14 protein-coding genes and 1 pseudogene are annotated in these 23,871 nt (G+C 75.5%); 5 read left to right on the forward strand and 10 right to left on the reverse strand.

From position 1 onward, the window contains the following. The first annotated feature begins 14 nt into the window (after positions 1-14). Both ACZ5D2_RS06385 and ACZ5D2_RS06390 read left to right on the forward strand, forming a co-directional pair. Positions 15-476 carry a hypothetical protein gene (locus tag ACZ5D2_RS06385; RefSeq protein ID WP_468927554.1) on the forward strand — a complete coding sequence of 154 codons (462 nt, stop codon included), beginning with the start codon at positions 15-17 and terminating at the stop codon, positions 474-476. 21 nt (positions 477-497) lie between these two features. Continuing rightward, a pseudogene (locus ACZ5D2_RS06390) lies at positions 498-596 on the forward strand (NrdH-redoxin); the annotation flags it as partial. Positions 597-678: 82 nt separating this feature from the next. On the opposite strand, the gene nudC reads toward ACZ5D2_RS06390, so the two are convergent. The 5 genes from nudC to ACZ5D2_RS06415 all read right to left on the reverse strand — a co-directional run bounded on the left by nudC (position 679) and on the right by ACZ5D2_RS06415 (position 11,703). Next, complete coding sequence (nudC, locus tag ACZ5D2_RS06395) at positions 679-1,632, reverse strand: NAD(+) diphosphatase (protein WP_371676763.1); 954 nt, start codon at positions 1,630-1,632, stop codon at positions 679-681. A 70-nt stretch (positions 1,633-1,702) separates the two neighbouring features. Next, positions 1,703-3,112: a dipeptidase gene (locus ACZ5D2_RS06400; RefSeq protein ID WP_468927557.1), complete on the reverse strand. Its 1,410-nt coding sequence runs from the start codon at positions 3,110-3,112 to the stop codon at positions 1,703-1,705. A 10-nt stretch (positions 3,113-3,122) separates the two neighbouring features. After that, positions 3,123-7,187, reverse strand: a complete 4,065-nt coding sequence (locus tag ACZ5D2_RS06405; protein ID WP_468927560.1) for a UvrD-helicase domain-containing protein — start codon at positions 7,185-7,187, stop codon at positions 3,123-3,125. A 43-nt stretch (positions 7,188-7,230) separates the two neighbouring features. Continuing rightward, positions 7,231-10,953, reverse strand: coding sequence for an ATP-dependent helicase (locus ACZ5D2_RS06410; RefSeq protein ID WP_468927593.1), 3,723 nt, complete (start codon positions 10,951-10,953; stop codon positions 7,231-7,233). Positions 10,954-11,253: 300 nt separating this feature from the next. Continuing rightward, positions 11,254-11,703, reverse strand: a complete 450-nt coding sequence (locus ACZ5D2_RS06415) for an MGMT family protein (RefSeq protein ID WP_371676767.1) — start codon at positions 11,701-11,703, stop codon at positions 11,254-11,256. A gap of 65 nt (positions 11,704-11,768) precedes the next feature. Between ACZ5D2_RS06415 and ACZ5D2_RS06420 the strand changes: the two genes are divergently transcribed. The 3 genes from ACZ5D2_RS06420 to ACZ5D2_RS06430 all read left to right on the forward strand — a co-directional run bounded on the left by ACZ5D2_RS06420 (position 11,769) and on the right by ACZ5D2_RS06430 (position 17,886). After that, positions 11,769-14,675, forward strand: a complete 2,907-nt coding sequence (locus ACZ5D2_RS06420; RefSeq protein ID WP_468927565.1) for a lysylphosphatidylglycerol synthase transmembrane domain-containing protein — start codon at positions 11,769-11,771, stop codon at positions 14,673-14,675. A 126-nt stretch (positions 14,676-14,801) separates the two neighbouring features. Beyond that, positions 14,802-16,211, forward strand: coding sequence for a protoporphyrinogen oxidase (gene hemG, locus ACZ5D2_RS06425; protein ID WP_468927568.1), 1,410 nt, complete (start codon positions 14,802-14,804; stop codon positions 16,209-16,211). 85 nt (positions 16,212-16,296) lie between these two features. After that, on the forward strand, positions 16,297-17,886 hold the full coding sequence (locus tag ACZ5D2_RS06430) for an alpha/beta hydrolase (protein ID WP_371676770.1): 1,590 nt from the start codon (positions 16,297-16,299) through the stop codon (positions 17,884-17,886). An 81-nt stretch (positions 17,887-17,967) separates the two neighbouring features. Here ACZ5D2_RS06430 and moeZ read toward each other — a convergent pair whose 3' ends face one another. The 5 genes from moeZ to ACZ5D2_RS06455 all read right to left on the reverse strand — a co-directional run bounded on the left by moeZ (position 17,968) and on the right by ACZ5D2_RS06455 (position 23,698). Continuing rightward, positions 17,968-19,146: an adenylyltransferase/sulfurtransferase MoeZ gene (gene moeZ, locus ACZ5D2_RS06435; protein WP_266574063.1), complete on the reverse strand. Its 1,179-nt coding sequence runs from the start codon at positions 19,144-19,146 to the stop codon at positions 17,968-17,970. A gap of 63 nt (positions 19,147-19,209) precedes the next feature. Continuing rightward, positions 19,210-19,965, reverse strand: a complete 756-nt coding sequence (locus ACZ5D2_RS06440; RefSeq protein ID WP_371676771.1) for a spherulation-specific family 4 protein — start codon at positions 19,963-19,965, stop codon at positions 19,210-19,212. Then, entirely contained in the window at positions 19,953-20,972 is a 1,020-nt protein-coding gene (locus ACZ5D2_RS06445; RefSeq protein WP_285535674.1) for an NAD-dependent epimerase/dehydratase, read from the reverse strand. Before ACZ5D2_RS06445 ends, ACZ5D2_RS06440 begins: the two co-directional genes overlap by 13 nt. Before the next feature lie 96 nt (positions 20,973-21,068). After that, a complete protein-coding gene (locus ACZ5D2_RS06450) occupies positions 21,069-22,103 on the reverse strand; it encodes a hypothetical protein (RefSeq protein WP_468927575.1) in 1,035 nt (344 codons plus the stop codon). Then, the gene (locus ACZ5D2_RS06455; RefSeq protein WP_468927578.1) at positions 22,100-23,698 is read right to left on the reverse strand and encodes a DUF3492 domain-containing protein; all 1,599 of its coding nucleotides are present in this window, start codon (positions 23,696-23,698) and stop codon (positions 22,100-22,102) included. The genes ACZ5D2_RS06450 and ACZ5D2_RS06455 overlap by 4 nt, the downstream gene beginning before the upstream one ends. Between the last annotated feature and the right edge of the window lie 173 nt (positions 23,699-23,871).

Consider the following 23,871-nt stretch of genomic DNA (forward strand, 5'->3'; position numbering starts at 1 on the left):
CCAGGGCCGTCCGCGTGGCCATTCTCGACGCACGCGCCGACCAGCTCATGAAGGAGCATCGCGCGGGCAAGCTCAGCCGTGCCGAGTACCGGCGGCTTGAGGACGAAGTCTTGGATGAGCGGGAAGCGATCACCAGCACTCCAGCTGCCAAGCCGGTGGAAGCCTGGCATGTCGTCCAGCACCACGCCGACGACTGCAAGGGCGGCGTCTGCGCGTGCCCGCCGCTGACCTACGGCGAGTGGTGGGACAACGCCACCCGCGACGAGCGGAGAGAGAAGCTGATCGAGTGGGGCGTGAAGGTGTACGCCTCTCCCGAGGCTGTGAGGTTCGAATACGGCGACAGCTTCCCGGCCACCCGGGCAACGTGGGCCGGGATCGACTTCTCGAAGCCCAAGGGTGAGCGGATCAGTCTCCACACCGCCGATGGGGGCACGCGCCCTCTCCTCTGGGGGGATCAGGTGACGCTCGCCGCATGAGCCCCCGTGGTGGAAAAACTCAAGACCGTCCCCACGGTGCTCGTGAAGTCCTCCGCCGGCAGCGAGTCCGTCATGACGAACCCGAGCCTGGCCCAGGCCAAGCAGGCCCTCGCCGTCTGACCGGCCCCGGCCCCGGCCCCGGCCCCGGCCCCCAGAATGGCCCCCGCCTCGGCGGGGGCCTTCTGCGTGCCGGTGGCGGCCGTCAGACGGTCGTGGACGGCTTCGGGAGGGGCTGGCCGTACCAGAGCTCGACCAGGCGGGCCGCGATGGAGATGCCCGACGGCGGCAGGACCTCGCCGGCCTCGATCGCGGCGCGCAGGTCCTCCCGGGAGAACCAGCGGGCCTCCTGGATCTCCTCGCCGTCGACCGTGATCTCCGAGCTGACGGCCCGGGCGGTGAAGCCCAGCATCAGGCTGTACGGGAACGGCCAGGGCTGGCTGGCGACGTACTCGACCGTGCCGACCTTGACGCCCGCCTCCTCCCACACCTCGCGGATCACCGACTGCTCGATGGACTCGCCCGGCTCCACGAACCCGGCCAGCGTCGAGAAGCGGCCCTCGGGCCAGTGCACCTGGCGGCCCAGCAGCGCGCGGTCCTGCTCGTCCGTGACCAGCATGATCACGGCCGGGTCGGTGCGCGGGTAGTGCTCGGCGCCGCAGCCCGGGCAGCGGCGGATGTGCCCGGCGGCCGCGACCACCGTGCGCTCGCCGCAGCGGGAGCAGAAGCGGTGCATGCGCTGCCAGTTCTCCAGCGCCACCGCGTGGACCATCAGCCCGGCGTCGCGCGGGCAGAGCAGCAGCCCGGCCTCGCGCAGTCCGGCCGGGCGGGCGGACTGGTCCATGCGGCCCGGCAGGGAGTCCTTCTGCAGCGCGAAGTACCGTACGCCGTCCTCGTCCGTCCCCAGGAAGTAGCGGTGGGTCTCGGTGACCGGGGCCTCGAAGGCCGGGGTCATCACGATGGCGGTGCCGCCGTCGGGGGTGTCGTCGATCAGGACCTGGCCGCCGGAGACGACGAAGACGCGGGTCGTCGGGTGGCTCCAGGCGGCGGCGAGCCACGCCTCGTCGAGGCGGTGGTGCGCGGCGCGGTCGATTCCGCTGGGCTCGGCGAGCGAGATCGGGCGCTCGGGCTCGGTATGGGTGCTCACAGGTACTTCCAACTCCCCCGGTGTGTGGGACAAGGCAGGCTGCTCGGGTGCGGTGCGGTGCGTGCGGTGCGGTGCGGGTGTGTCAGGCGGTCGCGGGCTTCCAGTGCTCGGCGAGGTCGCCCCACAGGTAGGCGGTGGTCTCCACGCCCTTGAGGAGGAGGTCGAGCTCGACCTTCTCGTTCGGGGAGTGCCAGCCGTCGGACGGCACGGAGATGCCGAGGAAGAGGACGGGGGCGTCCAGCACGTCCTGGAGGTCGGCCGCCGGGCCCGAACCGCCCTCGCGGGTGAAGCGGACCCGCTGCCCGAAGGCGCGGCCCATGGAGCGGACGACCGACTGCAGCGCGGGGTGGTCCAGCGGGGTCAGGCAGGGCCGGGTGGGGGCGCCGAAGACGATCGAGTGCCGGATCCCGGCGGGCACGCGGGCCGCGACCCAGTCCCGGACGGCCGCCTCGACCTCGTACGGGTCCTGCCCCGAGACGAGGCGGAACGACAGCTTCAGGTGCGCCGAGGCGGGCACGATGGTCTTGCCGCCGGGGCCCTGGTAACCGCCGCCGATGCCGTTGACCTCGGCGGTCGGGCGGGCCCAGACGCGCTCCAGGGTGGAGTACCCGGCCTCGCCGGCGGCCGCGTGGGACTTGGCCGTACGGAGCCACTCGGCCTCGTCGAAGGGCAGCTCGGCGATCAGCGCGCGCTCGGTGTCGCCGAGCTCGGCGATGCCGTCGTAGAAGCCCGGGATCGTGACCCGGCCGTCCTCGTCGTGCAGGGCCGCGACGAGGCGGGCGGCGGCGGTGGCCGGGTTGGGCACGGCGCCGCCGAAGGCGCCCGAGTGGATGTCCTGGTCGGGGCCGTGGAAGTCGATCTCGCAGTCGGCGACGCCGCGCATGCCGGTGCAGACGGTGGGGGTGGTCTCGGACCACATGCCGGTGTCGGAGACGATCACGACGTCGGCGGCGAGGCGCTCGGCGCGCTCCTCGACGAGGGCGCGGAAGTTCGGGGAGCCGGACTCCTCCTCGCCCTCGATCAGCAGCTTGAGGTGCACCGCGGGGGCCGCGGCGCCGGTGGCCGCGAGGTGGGCGCGCACGCCGAGGGTGTGGAAGAAGACCTGGCCCTTGTCGTCGGCCGCGCCGCGGCCGTACATGCGGCCGTCGCGGACCACCGGCTCGAAGGGCTCGGTGTGCCAGCCGTCCGCGAGGGCGGCGGGCTGGACGTCGTGGTGGCCGTAGACGAGGACGGTCGGGGCCGCCGGGTCCTCGCTGGGCCACTCCGCGAAGACCGCGGGCGCGCCGGGGGTCGGCCAGACCTCGGTGACCGGGAAGCCGGTCCCCTTGAGCTTCGCCGCGAGCCATTCCGCGCTGCGGCGCACGTCGCCCGCGTGCTCGGGCTGGGCCGAGACGGACGGGATGCGCAGCCACTCGGCGAGGTCGTCGAGGAAGGCCGCGCGGTGGGTGTCGATGTACGTGCGGACGACGCTGTCCGGCAGGGTTTCGCTCATGGCCCCGAGCCTATCCGTCCGCCTGAGCATCACCGTCCGTGCCCGTTTCGCCTTGGAGGATCCGCTCAAGGCGGGCCCGTCCGGGCAGGTCACGGGGGCGGATGACGCGGCCGCTGCGGACGTGGAGGAAGGCGGCGGAGACCCGGTCGAGGGGGGTCCCGGTGGCTTCCGCCCAGGCGAGGCGGTACACGGCGAGCTGGAGGGGATCGGCCTGGGTGGTGCGGCCGGTCTTCCAGTCGACCACCTCGTACGAGCCGTCGGGGTTCCTGTACACGGCGTCGATCCGGCCGCGGATCACCCGGCCGGCGAGGGTGAGCTGGACCGGGGCCTCCATCCGGTACGGCGTCCGCTCGGCGTACTCGCTGCGCTCGAAGGCGGCCTTGAGGGCGTCGAGGTCGGCCTCGTCGGCGACCTCCTGGTCGGAGCCGGGCAGCTCGGTGGCGGGGTCGAGGAGGTCGAGGAGCGGCAGGGGCAGCTCGTCGAAGCGGGACTCCACCCAGGCGTGGAAGCGGGTGCCCTGGCGGGCGGCCGGCTGCGGAGGCCTGGGCATGGGGCGGGCGAGATCGCGTACGAAGCCCTGCTCGTCGGCGGCCAGGCGCATGAGCTGGCTCGCGGAGAGGGCGGAGGGCAACTCGACGTCGCGGACGGCCGCCCGTGCGCGGCGGAGCTCGCCTTCGAGGGCGTCGAGATCGCGGTCCCAGGAGGCGATGGCGCGGGCCTCTTCCGGGGTCGGGGGCGGGGCGGCGGAGCCGTTGCGGGCGCCGGTGGCGGAGGAGCCACCGGGCAGGCGGGGGCCGGGCAGCCGTGCGGGGCCGCTGCCGCGGGGGGCTTCGGTGGGGTGCGCGGTCTCCCCGGCCCAGAGGTCGTCGGGCCCGCCGGGCTCCACCGCCGGGGCGTCACCGGCCGAGGGCTCGGCAGCCGGGGCGTCACCGGCCCGGGGCTCCGCCGCCCAGGCGTCGTCGGCCCAGGGCTCCATCGCCCAGGGGTCGTCGGCCGAGGGCTCGGAGGCCCAGCCGTCACCAGCCCGGGGCGCCACCGCCCGGGGGTCACCGGCCCAGGGCTCGACCGCCGGGGCGTCGTCGGCCCGGGGCTCCGCCGCCCAGGCGTCACCGGCCCGGGGCTCGGACGGCCAGGCGTCGTCGGCCCGGGTGCCCCCCGGCCGGGGGGCGTCGGTGTCGGCGGGGCCGGGCGGAAGGGGGACGTCCCCCACCCCGCCGGGGCCGTCGCCACGGCCCGCCGCAGCGGGGCCGGGCGCGGTGGAGCCGCCCGGTGGGGCCTCGCCGGGCCAGGGTGCGTCGTACCAGGCGTCGTCGGGCGCGGACCCGGCGCCGCCCGCGGTGGGTTCCCCGCCGTGGGCGGCCGGGGCCCGGCCCGGCCGCGCGGTGGTCCCGCCAGGCCGGGCCTGTCGGGGCCCGGAGGGGGACCCGGCACCGGAGGAGTCCGGCCAGGAGCCGCCGTCGTCGGACGGGTCCGGCCACGGCTCCGTGTCGTACGACGGGTCCTCGCAGTCCGGGGGCCACAGGTACGGGTCCTCGGAGGGCGGGGGGCCGGCGGCGAGGTGGGACTCGACCAGGGCCGCCGCCCGGCGGCGCAGGGTCAGGGAGGCGGGGTCCAGGGGCAGGGGCCAGGAGTGGTCGGGGGCCCCGGCGGAGGCCAGGGCGGGGTTCTCCGCGTCGGCGTCGGGCTCCGGCGCCCAGGCCTCGATCTCCCCGGATCCGGCCTCGCAGTGCGCGCGCAGGGCGTCCAGGAACGCCGAGGGGCCGCGGCGGCGCTTCTGCGTCGGGCCCCACCAGTGGCCGGAGGCCAGCAGCAGGGAGCGCGGCCGGGTGAAGGTGACGTACCCGAGGCGGAGTTCCTCGGTCTGCTTGTGGGTCTTGAGGGCGGCCTTGAAGGACTTCAGGCCCGCCGAGGTCCACTCCGGGTCGGCGGGAAGGGTGGGGGCGTCGCCGCGCAGGCCGTACGGGAGGACCTTCGCGTACGAGGTCCAGGCCTCCGGCGGCTTCTCCTTCGGGAAGGAGCCGGCGCACAGGTCGGGGACGACGACCACGTCCCACTCCAGCCCCTTGGACTTGTGGGCGGTCAGGACCTTGACGGTGTTCTCCCCGCCCGGCAGGGCGTGGTCCAGGCCCTTCTCGTACTGGGCGGCGGTGCGCAGGAAGCCCAGGAAGGCGAGGAGGGTCGCCTCTCCGTCGAGCGCGGCGAAGCCGGCCGCGACGTCCATGAAGTTCGACAGGGTCTCGCGGCGGCGGGCGGCCAGCGCGTGCGGGGACGCGGAGAGTTCGACCTCCAGGCCGGTGGTGGCCAGCACCCGGTGCAGTACGTCCATCAGCGGATCGGCGAGCGAACGCCGCAGGTCGCGCAGCTCCTGCGCGAGGTGCGCGAAGCGCACCCGGGCGGCGGCGGAGAAGGGCAGGTCGTCGGGGGCGGCCTGGCCGGCGCCGTCGAGGAAGGTCTCCAGCGCGTCGGCCAGCGAGACGATCTCCGCCGGGTCCACGCCCTCGACCGCCGCCGCGAGCCTCCCGTCGGGGCCGTCGTCCGCGGCGGCGCGGGCCACCAGCTGCCGGGCCCGGCGGCCGAGCAGGGCCAGGTCCCGGGCGCCGATGCGCCAGCGCGGGCCGATGAGGAGCCGGACGAGGGCGGCGTTGGCCCCCGGGTCCTGGAGCACCTCACACACCGAGACCAGGTCGGCGACCTCGGGGAGGTGGAGGAGGCCGGACAGGCCCACGACCTCCACCGGCACGTCACGGGCCACCAGCACGGCCTGGATCTGCGCGAAGTCCGCGGCGGAACGGCACAGCACCGCGATCTCGCCCGGTTCGGTCCCCGTCCGCACCAGGTGGGCGACGGAGTCCGCGAGCCACTCCAGCTCCTCGGCGTGGGTCTCCAGCAGGGCGCAGCGCACCACGCCGTCGCGTTCGGCGCCCGGGGCGGGACGCAGCGCCTCGACCCCTTCGTGCAGGGCGCGCAGCGGGGCGGCGAGGCCGTTGGCCAGGTCGAGGAGGCGGCCGCCGCTGCGCCGGTTCTCGCTGAGGGAGAGCCGGGTGGCGGGGCGCCCGTCGGCGTGCGGGAAGTGGGCGGGGAAGTCGTCGAGGTTGGCCACGGAGGCGCCGCGCCAGCCGTAGATGGCCTGGCAGGGGTCGCCGACGGCGGTCACCGCGTGCCCGGTGCCCCCGCCGAAGAGCCCGGAGAGCAGCAGTCGCTGGGCGACGGAGGTGTCCTGGTACTCGTCGAGGAGGACCACGCGGAACTCCTCGCGCAGCAGGGTGCCGACCTCGGGGCGGGTGGTGGCGAGCCGGGCGGAGAGGGCTATCTGGTCGCCGAAGTCGAAGAGGTCGCGGGAGCGTTTGGCCGTGCGGTAGCGGGCGACCAGTTCGAGCAGCTCCAGGCGGCCGCGGACGGCCTCGGGGACCTTGCGCAGGTCCTCGTTGGTCAGTCTGACGTCGGCGAGGGAGTCGAGCAGTTCCGTGTCGTACGCGCGCAGCCCGTCCGGCTCGACGAGGTGCTCGGAGAGTTCCCCGTCGAGCGCGAGGAGGTCGCTGACCAGGTCGGGGACGGATTTGGTGAGGGAGGGGTAGGGGCCGGGGGCTTCGCGGATCACCTTCGCGGCGAGCTGGAAGCGGGTGGCGTCGGCGAGGAGGCGGGCGCTGGGCTCCAGTCCGATGCGCAGGCCGTGGTCCTTCAGGAGCTGGCCGGCGAAGGCGTGGTACGTGGAGATCCGCGGCTCGCCGCCGGCCGCTTCGGATTCGGCCGGGGAGGGGTCGGGGTCGGTGACGCCGGCCCGGGCGAGGGCCTTGCGCACGCGTTCGGCGAGCTCGCCGGCGGCCTTGTTGGTGAAGGTGAGGCCGAGGACCTGCTCGGGGGCGACCGCTCCGGTGCCGACGAGCCAGACCACGCGGGCGGCCATGACGGTGGTCTTGCCGGAGCCGGCCCCGGCGACGATCACCTGGGGGGCGGGCGGGGCGGTGACGCAGGCCAGCTGTTCGGGCGTGAAGGGGATCCCGAGGAGCTCCTTGAGCTGCTCGGGGTCGGTGAGTGCGGGCGCGCGCCCGGACTCGTACGCGGTCACGGCGGTCACCTCGAAAGGCTAGCCGCCGGCACCGACATCGCGGTCCGGCGTCTCATTCGACGGTCTGCCGGCCCTCGGGACGGGCACTGCACGCGCTGCGGAAGGAGCAGCGTTTGCAGTGTTCGCCGGTGGCCGGGGCGAAGCGTTCGTCCAGGACCCGGCCGGCGGCGGTGGCGAGCAGGTCGCCGACCCAGGCGCCGGACGGGCCGCCGTCGAGGGGCTGCTGTGCCTGGACCTTCGGGACCTCGTCGCCGCCCTCCTTCTTCGCGGCGCCCTGGCGCAGCTGCACGAGCTCGGCCCCGCCGGTTGCGGGGCGCAGGCCGTCGAAGACCTCGTCGACGGCGCCCTCGCGGACGGCGAGCTGGTAGACGGCGAGCTGGGGGTGGCGGGCGACCTCGTCCCTGGTGGGCGCGCCCTTGCCGGTCTTGAAGTCGACGACGTAGGCGCGGCCCTGCGGGTCGGCCTCGACGCGGTCCATGGAGCCGCGGATGCGGACGGCGTACTCGCCGGCGTCGAGGGTGACGTCGAAGTCGTGCTCGGTGGCCACGGGGGCACGGCCGGCGCGGTCGGTGGTGTGCCAGCGCAGGAAGCGTTCCAGGGCGGCGCGGGCGTTGTCCTTCTCCTGGCGGGACTTCCAGGGGGCGTCGAAGGCGAGGGCGTCCCAGACGGAGTCGAGGCGTTCCATCAGGACGGCGAGGTCGGCGGGGGTGCGGCCGGAGGCGACCTCGTCGGCGAGGACGTGGACGACGTTGCCGAAGCCCTGGGCGGCGGTGGAGGGGGCGTCGGCCTTGACCTCTCGGCCCAGGAACCACTGGAGGGAGCAGGTGTTGGCGAGCTGGTCCAGGGCGCTGCCGGAGAGGGCCACGGGACGGTCGCGGTCGCGCAGGGGGACGGTGGAGGCGGTGGGCTCGTATAGGCCCCACCAGCGCTGGGGGTGCGCGGCGGGCACCAGGGGGCGGTCCTCGTCGTCGGTGAGCGCGGCGAGGCGGGCGAGACGTCGGGCTGCGGCGTCGCGCAGGGCGGGCGAGGCGTCGGGGTCGACGGTGGTGGCGCGCAGTTCGGCGACGAGGGCCGGGACGGCGAGGGGGCGGCGGGGACGGCCGGTGACGTCCTTGGGGGTGACGCCCAGTTCGGTGAGGAAGCGGGAGGGCTGGTCGCCGTCCTCGGCCGGGGCCTTGACGGCGGTGACGACGAGGCGGTGGCGGGCGCGGGTGGCGGCGACGTAGAACAGCCGGCGCTCCTCGGCGAGGAGGGCGCCGGGGGTGAGGGGCTCGGCGAGGCCGTCGTGTCCGATGCGGTCGGCTTCCAGGAGGGAGCCGCGGCGGCGCAGGTCCGGCCAGAGGCCCTCCTGTACGCCGGCGACCACGACGAGGCCCCACTCCAGGCCCTTGGAGCGGTGTGCGGTCATCAGGCGTACGGCGTCGGTGCGGACGGCCCGGGTGGTGAGGGTGTCGGCGGCGATGTCCTCGGCTTCGAGCTGTTCGAGGAAGTTGAGGGCGCCGCGGCCGCCGGTGCGTTCCTCGGCGCGGGCGGCGTTGTCGAAGAGGGCGCAGACGGCGTCGAGGTCGCGGTCGGCGTTGCGGCCGGAGGTGCCGCCGCGGCGGGCGCGGCGCTCCAGGCGCTGCGGCCAGGGGGTGCCGTCCCACAGGGTCCAGAGGGCCTCTTCGGCGGTGCCGCCGCCCTGGAGGAGCTCGCGGGCCTTGCGCAGGAGCAGGCCGAGGCGCTGCGCTCCGCGGGCGTACGCGGGGTCGTGCGCGATGAGCCGTTCGGGCTCGGCGAGGGCGCGGGCCAGCAGGACGTCGGAGGGTGCGGGGACGGTGAACCCGGCGGCCCGCTCCTCGTCGCGCAGGGCCCGGCCGAGGCGGCGCAGGTCGGCGGCGTCCATCCCGCCGAGCGGGGAGGAGAGCAGCTCGATGGCGGCCTCGACCCCGACCCACCCGTCGCCTCCGGCGGTTTCGGGGGCTCCGGGGCCGGCGTCGGGCCCCGCGGCGTCGGCGTCCGGTGCCCCGCCGGGGCCGGGCAGGCCCGGACCGCCCGGGGAGTCCTGCACCGCCCGCGGCTCCTCCGCGGAGGCGGCCGCCGCGTGGGCGGCGGCGTCGGCCGCAGGAGCGGCGTCGGCCGGGTCGGCGTCGGCCGCGGCCGTCCCGGAGACGAGGTCCGCCGAGGGCGCGGCCGTGACCGTGGGGGCGCCGGCTCTGGTGCGAGGGGCCGGGACCCCGGCCGGAGAGGCGTCCGACCCTCCAGCCCCTGAAGCGCCTTCCGCGGGCGCCGTGCCGTCCGGGCCCGCCCCCGACGGTGCCGTCCCGGTCACGCCGTGGGCCGGTCCCGTGTGCTCGACGGTCCCGGCGGTCCCGGTCGTCCCGGCGGTCTCGGCCGTCTCGGCGGTCTCGGCGGTCCCGGCCGTCCCAGCGGTCTCCGCCATCTCGGCGACCCCGGCCGTGGGAGTCAGCCCGGCCGTGGGGGTCAGCGGGGCGTCCGTGCCCGGCGGTGGGGTCTGGGACGCCGTTGCCGTGATGCGCAGGGCCGTCAGGAGGGGGGCGACGGCCGGCTCGTGGCGGAGGGGGGTCGCCGAGGCGTCCGTCTCCGCGGGAACGCCCGCCGCGATCAGGGCACGGCGCATCGCCGGGAGGGTGCGGCCGCCGGAGCGGACCAGGACGGCCATGTCCCGCCAGGGCACGCCGTCCTCCAGGTGGGCCCGGCGCAGGATGTCGGCGATGTTGTCGAGCTCGGAGCCGGCCGTCGGGTACGTGTACACCTCCACGCGGCCGCCCTCCCGTACCGGCTCCAGCGCCCGGTGGGCCCGTACCGCGGCGGCGGGCAGGCGCGGGACGGCCATGCGGGTGGTGAGCAGCCGGGTGGCGGCCAGCAGGGCGGAACCGGAGCGGCGGCCGACGGTCAGCGCGCGCACGGCCGCGCCCGGGAAGGAGGTCTCGAAGCCGAGGATGTTGTTGAGGTCGGCGCCCCGGAAGGCGTAGATCGACTGGTCGGGGTCGCCGAAGGCGACCAGGGTCCCGCCCGGACCGTTCAGGGCGCGCAGCAGCCGCAGCTGGGAGGCGTCCGTGTCCTGGTACTCGTCCACGAGGATCACGTCGTAGGCGGAGGACAGCGCCGGGGTGGTCTCGGCCAGCAGGACGGCCCGGTGGAGGAGCTCCGCGTAGTCCAGCGCCCCCTGGAGGTCGAGCACGTCGAGGTACTCGGAGAGGAAGGCCGCGGCCGCCTTCCAGTCCGGGCGGCCGATCCGCTCGGCGAAGGCGGCCAGGGCGCGGGGGCCGAGGCCCAGCTCGCGGGCGCGGGCCAGGACGGCGCGCACCTCGTCGGCGAACCCGCGCGTGGTCAGCGCGGCCCGCAGGTCGTCGGGCCAGCGGATGGAGCGGAGCCGGCGCTGGCCCTCCAGCAGGGTGCGGACCATCACGTCCTGCTCCGGGCCGGAGAGCAGCCGCAGCGGGTCGGCGAACAGTTCGTGGTCCTGGTGGGCGCGGACCAGTCCGTAGCAGAAGGAGTGGAAGGTGGTGGCCTGCGGGGCGCGGGCGCCGCCGAGCCGCAGGGCCGCGCGGTCGCGGAGTTCCACGGCGGCCTTGCGGCTGAAGGTCAGGATGAGGATGCGGGCGGGGTCGACCCCCGCCTCGACCCGGGCGGCGGCCGCCTCGATCAGGGTGGTGGTCTTTCCGGTGCCCGGTCCGGCCAGGACCAGAAGGGGGCCGCGGGTGTGATCAACCACCGCGCGCTGCGCTGCGTCCAGGACAGGGGGAGCCACCTGTCCCGGCCCGGTGCGCACCAGCCGGTACGCGTCAGGGGTCCGCGTACGCCGCTCTGAGCGGTCGGAAGGAGAGGTGATCACGTGGGGTGCCGGTCCTGGTGGGTCTGCGGTCGCCGCGGTTGCCGCGCTGGCGGTGTCGGGGTCGGTACGGGCGGCGGCCGTGGTGGCCGTCGCGCGCGCCGAAGAGGCAACGCTACGCCAACCGCGTCGGCCGCCGCAGTCCGTCCCGGCGGGGCGGGACGTCGCCCCGGAGGCCTTCCGGGTCGTCCCCCGTACGCGCCTTCGAGCCCGTGCCGGTGTCCGGCATGGCCGAAGCTGTCAGGTGTGAGCCTCGTCGCCTCCGTCCGTCTCGTCACGCCCGTCCCAGCGGGCCCGTCGCATCGCGAGTCGCGGCTCGCCGGAGGGGGTCTCGCGCAGCGGAGTACCCTCGGTCCGGTAGCGCTCCAGGGCCCGCCGCTCGCTGCCGGGCAGGGGTACGCCGTCCGCCCGCACCACGCGCCACCAGGGCACGGCTCCTCCGTACAGGGCCATGACGCGGCCGACTTGGCGGGGTCCGCCCTCGCCGAGCCACTCCGCGACGTCCCCGTAGGTCATCACCCGGCCGGGCGGAATCCGCTCGGCCACCTCCAGCACCCGCTCCGCGTACGCGGGAAGCTCTTCGCTCATTCGGGACATGGTGCCGGACGGCACGGACACCTCGGCGGAAGCTCTCCTTCCGAACCGGCGCGCACCCTGGTGCCCCCTTCGACCGCCGGTCCGTGCCACCATCTTCCGGGCGGTGACTGGTGATACGTGATCAAGAAGAGACGGATGTGACGGCTAAGGAGCAGGGTGTGAGCCCTCCGGACGGTGCGACGAGAGACGAGGGCGCGCGGCCGGGAAACGGCGCGCCCGCGGACTCCGGCGCGCCCGCCGAAGGCGACGCGCGCCCTGACGCGGCCCTCCCGGACGCGGCCCTCCCGGACGCGGCGCTCCCGGAGCCCGCGCGCCCGGAACCCCCACTCCCGGAACCCCCGCTCCCGGAACCCGTGCGCCCCGGGCAGCCGCGCTCCGGCGCCGTGCCCGAGGGGTCCGAGGGTCACAAGGGGCCCGAGGTGCCCGAGGTGCCCGTCTGCGATCCGCACCCTGACGACCCGCCCGGTCACACCCCGACGGCGGCCGACCGGGTCGAGGTCGACGAGCCGCTGCTCGCCGCGCGCGTGCACCGGCCCTCCGACCTCGTACGGCTCCTCGTCGGCGTCCTCGGCATCGCCGTCGTCCTGTGCATCGCCGCCTTCGCCCACGGCACCACCGCGGGCCTGGAGCAGGACATCAGCGCCGGCACGGGCCAGGCACCCGATCTGCTGATCAAGGTCGCCGGGCTGGTGTCCTCCATCGCCGTCCTCCTGGTGCCCGTCGCCTTCGCCATCGAGCGGCTGATCAAACGCGACGGGCTGCGCATCGCGGACGGCGTGCTCGCCGCGGTCCTCGCGCACGGCGTCACCCTCGCCACCGACCTGTGGGTCTCCCAGGCCGCCCCCGGGACCATCCAGGAGGCGCTGACCCGGACCACCGGCACCACCGGCACCCTCACCGACCCGGTGCACGGCTACCTCGCGCCCGTGATCGCGTACATGACGGCCGTCGGCATGACGCGCCGGCCCCGCTGGCGGGTGGCGCTGTGGGTGGTCCTGCTCCTGGACGCCTTCGCCATGCTGGTCGGCGGGTACACGACACCGTTCTCGATCATCCTGACCGTACTGATCGGCTGGAGCGTCGCGTACGGCACCCTGTACGCGGTCGGCTCCCCGAACGTCCGCCCCACCGGGCAGAACCTCCTCGCGGGCCTGCGCCGCGTCGGCTTCCAGCCGGTCAGCGCCATGCGCGCCGAGGCTCCCGAGGGAGAGGGCGCGGAGGCCAACGCCAACGACCGGGGCCGCCGCTACCACGTCACGCTGGAGGACGGGCCGCCGCTGGACGTCACCGTCGTGGACCGCGAGCAGCAGGCGCACGGCTTCTTCTACCGGGTCTGGCGCCGGATGACCCTGCGCGGGATCACCACCCGGCGCAGCCTCCAGTCCCTGCGCCAGGCCCTGGAGCAGGAGGCACTGCTCGCCTACGCGGCCATCGCGGCCGGGGCCAACGCCCCCCGGCTGATCGCCACCTCCGAGCTCGGCCCCGACGCCGTGATGCTCGTCTACGAGCACCTGGGCGGCCGGACCCTCGACGCGCTGGCGGACGAGGAGATCACCGACGACCTGAGCCGCAACGCGTGGGAGCAGGTACGGGCCCTCCAGTCGCGCCGGATCGCGCACCGCCGGCTCACCGGGGACGCGCTGGTGGTGGATCGTTCCGGCAACGTCATCCTCACCGACCTGCGGGGCGGCGAGATCGCGGCCGGCGACCTGGTGCTCCGCATGGACATCGCCCAGCTGCTGACCACCCTCGGCCTGCGGGTCGGAGCCGAGCGCTCGGTGGCCTCCGCCGTATCGGTGCTGGGCCCGGACGCGGTGGCGGACTGTCTGCCGCTGCTCCAGCCGATCGCCCTGAGCCGCTCCACCCGGGCCACCCTGCGCCGGCTGGCCCGCGAGCGGGCCGACCGGCAGCGCGAGGCCGTACTGGAGTCCTCGCGGGTGGCGAAGGCGGCCCGCGAGGCGCAGGCCGCGGCGGGCGCGGGGGACGCCGCCGCCAGCGCGGCCGCCGACCGCAAGGCGGAGAAGCGGGCTCTGGACGACGCCCTCGAAGGGGCGCGCGAGGAGGACCTCCTCAGCCAGATCCGCCGGCAGGTCCTGCTGATCCGCCCGCAGGCCCCGGTGGAGCCGGCCCGCCTGGAACGGATCCGTCCGCGCACCCTGGTGTCCTTCATCGCGGGCGCGTTCGGTGCGTACTTCCTGCTCACGCAGCTGGCCCACGTGGACTTCGCGACCATCGTCGAGCAGGCGCAGTGGAGCTGGGTCGGGGCGGCGCTCGCCTTCTCGGCGCTCAGCTACTTCGCGGCGGCGATGAGCCTGCTGGGCTTCGTACCGGAACGGGTGCCCTTCCTTCGGACGGTGCTCGCGCAGGTGGCGGGGTCCTTCGTGAAGCTGGTCGCCCCGGCCGCGGTCGGCGGTGTCGCGCTGAACACCCGCTTCCTGCAGCGGGCCGGCATCCGCCCCGGCCTGGCCGTGGCCAGCGTCGGCGCCTCCCAGCTCTTCGGCCTGGCCAGCCACATCCTGCTGCTGCTGTCCTTCGGCTACCTCACGGGCACCGAGAAGACGCCCGAGATGACCCCCTCCCGGACGGTCATCGCGGGCCTGCTCACGGTCGCCGTACTGGTCCTCGTCGTCACGGCGGTCCCCTTCCTGCGGAAGTTCGTCGTCACCCGGGTGCGGGCCCTGTTCGCGGGGGTCGTCCCGCGCATGCTGGACGTGCTCCAGCGCCCGCAGAAGCTGATGACCGGCATCGGCGGCATGCTGCTGCTGACCGGCTGCTTCGTGATGTGCCTGGACGCCTCGATCCGCGCCTTCGGCGGCGGGCAGGCCATCAGCTACGCGAGCATCGCGGTGGTCTTCCTCGCGGGCAACGCCCTGGGCTCGGCGGCGCCGACCCCGGGCGGCATCGGAGCGGTGGAGACGACCCTGACGCTGGGTCTGATCGCGGCGGGCCTGGAGAAGGAGGTCGCCATCTCGGCGGTCCTGCTCTTCCGCCTGATGACCTTCTGGCTGCCGGTCCTCCCGGGCTGGATCTCGTTCAACTTCCTGACCCGCAAGGAATCGATCTAGCACCGCCGGCCCTCTCGGGGGCCGGCGCCCCACCCGCCGGCGGAGCCGCGGGCTCTGACCGAAAGCACGATGCGCCGGCCCGGGACCCTCCCATACCTTCTGAAAGGGGACATACCTTTACGGGAGATGACCATGCGTTCAGTGATCGTCGTGGGTGGCGGCATCAGCGGCCTCGCGGCCGCCTGGCAGCTGCGCGGCCGGGCGGACGTCACCGTGGTGGAGAGCAGGGCCAAGGTCGGCGGCGCACTGCGCACCGGCACCATCGCCGGCACGGCCGTCGACGAGGGCGCGGAATCCCTGACGGCGCTGCGCCCGGAGGCCGTGGAACTGGCGACCGCCGTCGGACTCGGCGGCGCCCTGCGCGACCCGGCCCCGGCCGCCACCGCCATCTGGACCCACGGCGGGCTGCGCACGCTCCCGCCCGGCCACGTGATGGGCGTCCCGACCGACCCGGCCGCGCTGGCCGGCACGGGCCTGCTCTCGGCGGAGGGCGTCGCACGGCTCGCGGCCGAGGAGAGCCTGCCCGCCGCACCGCTCACCGAGGACTGCTCGGTCGGCGCGTACCTCGGCGCCCGCCTCGGCCGGGAGGCCGTGGACCGGCTGGTCGAACCGATACTGGCCGGGGTCCACGCGGGCCGCGCCGACCGGCTCTCCCTGCACGCGGTCCTGCCCCGGATCGCCGCCCTCGCCGAACGGGGCGGCCCGCTGCTGCCCGCACTGCGCCGGATGAAGGCGGCGGGCGGCACGCACCCGGCGGCGGGCGCCGTCCGGGGCCTGGCCGGCGGCACCGGCCGCCTCCCGCAGGCGGTCGCCGGCGCCTGCGGGGCGCGGATCCTCACCGGGACCACGGCCCGCTCCCTGGGGCGTCTTCCCGGCGACCGCTGGCGGGTACGGGCCGTGACGGCCGACGGCCCGCTGACCATGGACGCGGACGCGGTGGTCCTGGCCCTGCCGGCCCACGCGGCCGCGGAACTGCTGCAACCGCACTCCCCCCGGGCGGAGGCCGAACTGTCGGCGATCCCGCACGCCTCCACCGCGGTCATCACCATGGCCTTCCCCCGCGGCCGGGCACACCGCTTCCCCGAGGGCAACGGCTTCCTGGTCCCGGCGGTGGACGGGCACGTCCTCAAGGCGGCGTCCTTCCTCTCCAACAAGTGGTCCTGGACGGACGAGGCGGCGCCCGCCGCCTTCGTGCTGCGCGCGTCGGTCGGGCGGATCGGGGAGGAGGAGCTGCTGGGCCGCCCGGACCGGCACCTGATCCGGGCAGCCGTCGCCGAACTCCACCGGGCGGCGGGCCCCCTGGGCGAGCCCCTCGCCGCCCGCGTGACCCGCTGGGACCGGGCCCTGCCGCAGTACGGCGTCGGGCACCGCGCACGCGTGGCCCGCATCCGCGAGGCCACCGCGGAGCTGCCGTCGCTGGCGCTGTGCGGAGCGGCGTACGAGGGCGTGGGCGTGGCCGCCTGCGTGGCCACGGGCCGGGCCGCGGCCCGCCAGGTGCTGACCCCGGCCCCGGGCGTGACCCCGGCAGCGGCCTGACGCCGCCCCGCCCCTGAGCCCCGCGGGATCCCCCGGACGGGTCAGCGCGCGGGCGGGGTGCGGGGTGCGGGCAGAGGATGGAGGCATGCCCAGAAACGTCGTTCGGACAGCCGCCGCCGCAACCCTCACCGCCGCGCTGCTCACCACCGGCGCCTGCGCCGGCGGCGGTTCCGGTACGGCGGGAAGACCGCAGGGCGGCAGCACCCAGGAGCCCAAGCCCCTGAAGTGGGGCGAGTGCTCCCCTCCCACCGCTGCCGAAGGCGGTGGGCAGACGCCCGGCAAGGACTGGCAGTGCGCCACCCTCGACGTGCCGCTCGACTACGCGAACCCCGGGGGCAAGACCATCCCGATCGCCCTCATCCGCGCCAGGGCCCGGGACCAGAAGCACCGCCTCGGCTCCCTCGTCTTCAACTTCGGCGGCCCCGGCGGCTCCGGCGTCAGCACCCTCCCCGGCGCCGCCCAGGAGTACGCGGCCCTGCGCGCCCGGTACGACCTGGTGAGCTTCGACCCGCGCGGGGTCGGCCGCAGCGCACCCGTGCTCTGCGAGGACGACAAGCAGCTGGACGCGTACTACGCCCAGGACTCCTCCCCCGCCACGCCGGAGCAGGAGAAGGCCTTCCTCGACGGCGTCAAGAAGTACCGGGAGGCGTGCCGGAAGAACTCCGGCGCCGTGCTGCCCCACGTCGGCACCGAGAACGCCGCCCGCGACCTGGACCGTGTCCGCCAGGCCCTGGGCGACGAGAAGCTCAACTACTTCGGGATCTCCTACGGCACGGAACTCGGCGGGGTCTACGCCCACCTCTTCCCGAAGAACGTCGGCCGGGCGGTGTTCGACGCCGTCGTCGATCCGACCCAGAACGCCGAACAGGGCGCGCTCGGCCAGGCGAAGGGCTTCCAGCTCGCCCTCGGCAACTTCGCCCAGGACTGCGTGGACCGCGGCGACGCCTGCCGGCTCCAGGGCAGCACCGCCAAGGAGATCGAGGCGAACGTCACCAAGCTCCAGAAGGCGCTCGCGGCCAAGCCCATCGCCGGCATCGGCGACCGCCAACTCACCGACTCCGCCGCCACGAACGGCATCGCGCAGGCCCTTTACTCCAAGGAGCTGTGGCCACTGCTGGAGCAGGGCCTGGACGAGGCCGAGGGCGGTCAGGGCCAGCTGCTGATGGCCCTGTCGGACGCCCTCAACGGCCGGGACCAGCAGGGCCGTTACAGCAACATCCTGGCGGCCAACACCGCCATCAACTGCGCCGACTCCAAGGACCGGTACACCCTCGCGCAGACCAAGGCGAAGCTCCCCGAGTTCCGCAAGGCCTCGCCCGTCTTCGGGGACTTCCTCGGCTGGGCCATGCTGAGCTGCCTGGACTGGCCGGTCGCGGGCGCCTGGAACACCCCGGACGTCTCGGCCCCCGGCGCCGCCCCCATCCTGGTGATCGGCAACACCGGCGACCCGGCGACCCCGTACGAGGGCGCGCGCAAGATGGCCGAGCGGCTCGGCAAGGACGTGGGCGTGGAGCTCACCTACAAGGGCGAGGGGCACGGCGCGTACAACAGCGGCGACGCGTGCGTGCAGCAGGCGGTGAACTCCTACCTGCTGGACGGGAAGGTACCGGGGAAGGGCACCGTCTGCACCCCGGCCGCCAGCCCCAGCCCCGCCGCCAGCCCCACGCCCGCCTAGAACGCCCAGAACGCCTGGAGCACCTGGAGCGCGCCGAAGGGGCCGTACCCGGCGCGGGTACGGCCCCTTCGGACGCTGCTGCTAGTAGACCGGCTTCTCGGGCTCGATCTGGTGGACCCAGCCGATGACGCCGCCGCCGACGTGCACCGCGTCCGCGAAGCCCGCGGACTTCAGGACCGCGAGGACTTCCGCACTGCGGACACCCGTCTTGCAGTGCAAGACGATGCGCTTGTCCTGCGGCAGGTCCTGGAGGGCGGTGCCCATCAGGAACTCGCCCTTGGGGATCAGCTTCGCGCCGGGGATCGAGACGATCTCGTACTCGTTCTTCTCACGGACGTCGATGATCTCGATGGGCTCGTCGCCGTCGATCCACTCCTTGAGCTGCTTGGGAGTGATCGTCGAACCGAGGGCGGCCTCCTGGGCCTCCTCCGACACGACGCCGCAGAAGGCCTCGTAGTCGATGAGTTCGGTGACGGTCGCGTTCGGACCGCAGACCGCGCAGTCGGGGTCCTTGCGGACCTTGACCTGGCGGTACTGCATCTCCAGGGCGTCGTAGATCATCAGGCGGCCGACCAGCGGCTCGCCGACGCCCGTGAGGACCTTGATGGCCTCGGTGACCTGGATGGACCCGATGGACGCGCAGAGCACGCCCAGCACGCCGCCCTCGGCGCAGCTCGGGACCATGCCCGGCGGCGGGGGCTCCGGGTAGAGGCAGCGGTAGCACGGACCGTGCTCGGACCAGAAGACGGAGGCCTGGCCGTCGAAGCGGTAGATCGAACCCCACACGTACGGCTTGTTCAGCAGCACGCAGGCGTCGTTGACCAGGTAGCGCGTGGCGAAGTTGTCCGTGCCGTCGACGATGAGGTCGTACTGGCTGAAGATCTCCATCACGTTCTCGGCTTCGAGCCGCTCTTCGTGAAGGACCACGTTGACGTACGGGTTGATGCCCAGCACGCTGTCACGGGCCGACTCGGCCTTGGAGCGGCCGATGTCCGCCTGGCTGTGGATGATCTGGCGCTGCAGGTTCGACTCGTCGACCTCGTCGAACTCCACGATGCCCAGCGTGCCCACGCCGGCCGCGGCCAGGTACATGAGGGCGGGGGAGCCGAGGCCGCCCGCGCCCACGGCCAGCACCTTGGCGTTCTTCAGGCGCTTCTGGCCGTCCATCCCGACATCCGGGATGATCAGGTGGCGGGAGTACCGACGGACCTCGTCAACGGTGAGCTCAGCAGCTGGCTCTACCAGGGGTGGCAGCGACACGGGGACTCCGTAGATGGGTATGTCTGAACGGTGGTTCTTCCCGTAACACTGCCACGCCCTTCTTCATTCCGAGACACCCGGTCCGATCCGCGAGACGATTTCGTCCCAGTACCCGGGCATCGAGGCCCACGGGTCCCTGTCTCCCGCCGCCCGCCGGTCCGTGAACCAGATCGTCCCGGCGCCCTGCCAGCGGGCGATCCGCAGCGCCTCCTCCAGGTGGGTCCGCGGCACCCCGTGAACGAGGTGGCAGAACGTCTCGGGCGGATGGTCGGCCGTCCACTCCGCCACCTGCGACCAGCGGTAGTCGGCCCAGGCCCCGGAGAAGGTGACCAGCTGGTCGGCGGCCTCCGTGTAGCCCTCGCACGGGTGCGTGCCGTGTCCGAGGACGATCCGCAGGCCCTCTCCCAGGCCGCGCAGGGTGTCGGTGACCCGGCGGACGCCGGCGAGACCGTCCCGGTCCGAGGGGGCTCCGGCGAGGTAGAAGCCGCCGACGCCGTACCAGTCGCGGAAGCGGTGGGCGTCGGAGACGAGCTCCCCGAAGGACCGGGTTCCGTCCCGCATGGCGAGATGCCCGAGGACCGTGCCGTCCGCCCGGCCGAGCTTCGCGGCGGCCTCGGAGCAGTGCGGGTCGGGGCGTCCGCCGGGGCCGTCGGAGACGTTCAGCACCGCCCAGTGCAGCGGGGTCCCCGGGCGGGTCAGCTCGGCCCACTCCACCGGGGCGAGCAGCGGGTGCGCGTAACCGGGGATGCCCAGGCCCAGCCGGCCGGCCCCGGTCGCGGCCGCCGCCGTGGCCCCCGGCGGAGTGGTCAGATACGGCACGCCGCCTCCATCCAGATGTCCGCGAGGGACTCCTCCAGGTTGATCCGGGGCCGCCAGCCGAGCCGGTCCCGGGCGGTGCGCACGTCGGCCTGCTGCCAGGCGCCGCAGCCGTCGGGGTAGGGGTACGGCTGGGGGGCGGCGGAGGCGATCTGCTCGGCGGTGGCCTCGGAGCGCGGCGAACCGATGGCGGCCAGGCCCTGCGGACGGCCGGGGTGTCCGTGCGCGGGGCCGCCGTGCCGGTCGCCGCCGTGCGGGACGTCCAGTTCGTGCAGGGCGCCGCCGTATCCGGCGACGCGGGCCAGGACGGCCGCCGCGTCGCGCAGCCGGACCGCCCGGCCGGTGCCGATGTTGACGACCCCCTGGGCCGCGGACAGGGAGGCGGCGTGCACGGCCCGCGCGACGTCCCGTACGTCGACGAAGTCGCGCTGGACTCCGAGGCCGCTCAGCTTGAGCTCGCCGTCCCCGGACTGCATGGCGCGCCGCATCGCCTCGGCGAGCCGGCCCAGCGGGGAGCCCGCGGGGGTTCCGGGGCCGACGGGCGAGAACACCCGCAGGACGACGGCGTCCAGGCCGGACCCGAGCACCAGCTCGGTCGCGGCGAGCTTGCTGACGCCGTACGGTCCGCCGGGTCTGGGCACGGCGTCCTCGGCCGTGGACGAGCCGGGCTGGCTGGGCCCGTACTCGGCGGAGCAGCCGAGCTGGACCAGCCGGGCGCCGCAGCCGCTGCGGCGCAGCGACTCGCAGATGGTGGCGACGGCGACGGTGTTGTGCCGGGTCAGTTCCCGGGCCCCGCCGCGGGTGGCGCCCGCGCAGTTGATGACGACGCCGGGGTGGACGGCGTCCAGGAACCGGGTGAGGGCTCCGGGACTGCCGGTGGCGAGGTCGAAGCGGACGTCGGCGTCGTCGCCGCGGCCGAGCGCGGTGAGCTGGACCGCGGGGTCGGCGAGCAGCCGGTCCGCGACGTAGCGGCCGAGGTAACCGTTGGCTCCGATCAGCAGCACCCTCATCGCGCGGCCCCTCGGTTGGTTGGCTGGCCGGTCATCCTGTTTCTCCTTGGGTGGGTGGGTTCGGGGGTCGGGGGTCGGTGGGCGGGGGTACGGCGCTCAGTCACGCGCGTGGGCCGAGGCGCGGGACAGCGCGAGCACGGCGTGTACGAGGAGTCCCGCGGCCGCGGCGGCCACCGCCGCGGGCGCCGGGACCAGGGCGAGGGCCAGGGCCGCCGCCAGGGGGGCGCGGTGCGCGCCGTGCCGGAGCAGCAGCCGGACCAGGAACAGCAGCACCGCGAGCGGTACGGCGGCGGCCGGGTCGGCCCCGGCGAGCGCGGCCGCCCCCGCGGCGGCAGCGCCGAAGGGCAGCAGGACCCCGGCGAGCAGGGGCCGGGCCCCCGCGGCGAAGTCCTCCAGGGCCCGGCTCCCGGCGAGCCGGCGGCGCGCCCGGGCGGCGTAGTACGCCCCGGCGAGGTGTCCGGGGGCCACGGCCAGCGCGAGGGCGGCTCCGAGCGCCGGCCCGTGCCGGTGGACCGCCCATCCGACGACGGCCGCCGCGAGCAGGTGGGCGGCGTAGGGGAAGCGTCCCCCGGCCCACCGGCCGGGCCACACCAGCGCGCCGACGGTGAGGAGCACCGCGAGGGGCCCCGTCCACGGCGTCCCGGTGGCGGCCGCGCCGAACGCGAGGGCGCCGGGCAGCAGGGCGTAGCCGAACCCGCGCACCGCCCGGGGCCCCGCCGGGGTCCGCGCGGGCGGCGGCGTCGGGGCCTCGCCGCGGGGGGTGCGGGCGTACAGCTCCTCGGCGAGGGAGAACACGTCCCGGTGCCGGAAGCGCGCGGCGGTGCGGTCGGTGATGCCGTGCGCCTCCAGTCCGGCGGCGACCTCCAGCGAGTCGACGGCCCGCTCGCACAGCTCCCGGTGCCGGTGCAGCAGGGCCTTGACGGGATCCCCGCCGCCCCTGCGCCGGGCCGTCTGCCCCGTCGCCGGTCCGGCCGCGCCGGGCCCGGTCCCCGCTGCCGGGGGCGGTCCCGCAAGTCCGGCGCCGCCCGTGACCGGGGCGCGGGGGTCCGGCGACGGGGTTCCCTCCGGCGCCGTGCCCGCTGCTTCGGCGACGGGCCCGTCCGCGACGGGGTACGGGTCGACGGTCGTCATGCCGCCGCCCCCGGACCCGGCGCGGGGGTGACGGGCGGGGCCCACGTCGGCGTGGTCCAGTGCCCCGGCACGCGCGCCTCGGCCGGCCGCTCGAAGGGGACGTCCCCGTCGGGCCGTGCGGAACCGCGGGCCAGCAGCAGCTGGTATCCGTCCTGGAAGGCGGCCACGTTCTGCTCGACGGTGAACAGCTCCAGCGCCCTGGCCCGCGCCGCCGCCCCCAGCCGCTGGGCCCGCTCGGGGTCCCGCAGCAGGGCGAGGCAGGCGTCGGCGAGCGCCCGCGGGTTGCGGGGCGGCACGACCAGTCCGGTCCCGCCGATGACCTCGCGGACGGCCCCGACGTCCGTGGACACGGTGGCGCGCCCGCAGAACATGGCCTCGGCGAGGGTGAGGGGGAAGCCCTCGATCACCGAGGACAGCAGCGCGATCCGGCCGGCCCCGTAGGCGTCGGCCGGGGAGGGCGTCTCGGGGCCGCCGATCTCCTCGAAGGTGACCGGGTTCTCCCCCACCGTCCGCGCGTCGGCGGCCTCGTCGGGGAAGAGCTGCGCGGCCAGCGACCGGCAGTCGGCCAGGTAGCCGGGCACGGCGGCCGTCGAGAAGATCCGCAGCCGGGTGTCGGGCGCGGCCCGGCGGACCTCGGCGAAGGAGTGCAGCAGGCCGATCAGGTCCTTGGCGGGCTCGGTGCGCCCGACCCACACCAGGGTGTCCGGGTCGCCGCGGTCCGGGTCCTCGCCGACGGCGGCGAATCGGTCCGCCTCCATCCCGGGGTACACGGTCCGCAGTCGCTCCCGCGGGGCCCCGCAGCGCTCCTGCCAGCGGCGGGCGTGCGCGTTGCCGGGGGTGAGGAGGTCGGCGCCGGCGTAGATCTCGCCGGCCAGCCGGACGTGGAAGGCCGCGAGGAGCGCGCGCAGGGCGGGCCGGTCGTCCTCGCCGTGCTCCAGGTAGTGGGTGCGCAGCCGGACCCCGTACTCGGTGACCAGCAGCGGGACTCCGAAGAAGCGTTTGGCCAGGAGTCCGGGGAGCGCCGCGACACCGCCGGCCGCCGCGTGGCAGACGTCGACGGCGCCGAGTCCGGGCTCCTCGTACCAGTCGAGGGACAGCGGCCGCAGCATCCGTTCCAGGGCGTCGACGAACTCCAGCAGGTCGGGTACCCGGGCCGCCGCCAGGCCGCGGCCCGCGCCCGGGGCGCGGCAGCCGGCCTCCACGGCCCGTACGGCCGTCTCGGAGCGCAGGGCCGCGTACATCCCGCCCTGTTCACGGGCGAGCGCGGCGAGTTCGTAGAGCCCGGTGGCGAAGGCCTCGGCCCCGTCCGCGCAGATCCCGCGGACCAGCTGCTCGAAGCCGGCGGTGAAGCGCCGCCGTTCGCGCCGCGCGTACGTGCGCCCGTCGTCGCCCGGGGCCCACAGCGGGGCGGTCCGCACCCGGGTGACGTGCCCCGGGAGCGGGACCCGGCCGCGTGCCTCCTGGCCGGCGCTGCGGCTCAGCGCGTAGAGCTCGAACTCGTGCTGCGGGAGCCCGCGCACGAGCCGGTCGCACCAGAGCCCGGCCTCTCCCGCCGCATACGGATAACCACCTTCCGTGACCAGTCCGATCCGCACGAGTGGCACCCCCGATCTCCCGTTCCAGGCGGTCGCCGTCGGTCCGTCGACCCGCCGCGGAAGAACTCAAGCGGATGTGCCGGTGGGGGGGGGGGGGGGGGGGGGGGGGGGGGGGGGGGGGGGGGGGGGGGGGGGGGGGGGGGGGGGGGGGGGGGGGGGGGGGGGGGGGGGGG

It is taken from the genome of Streptomyces sp. NPDC031479, from assembly GCF_055581065.1.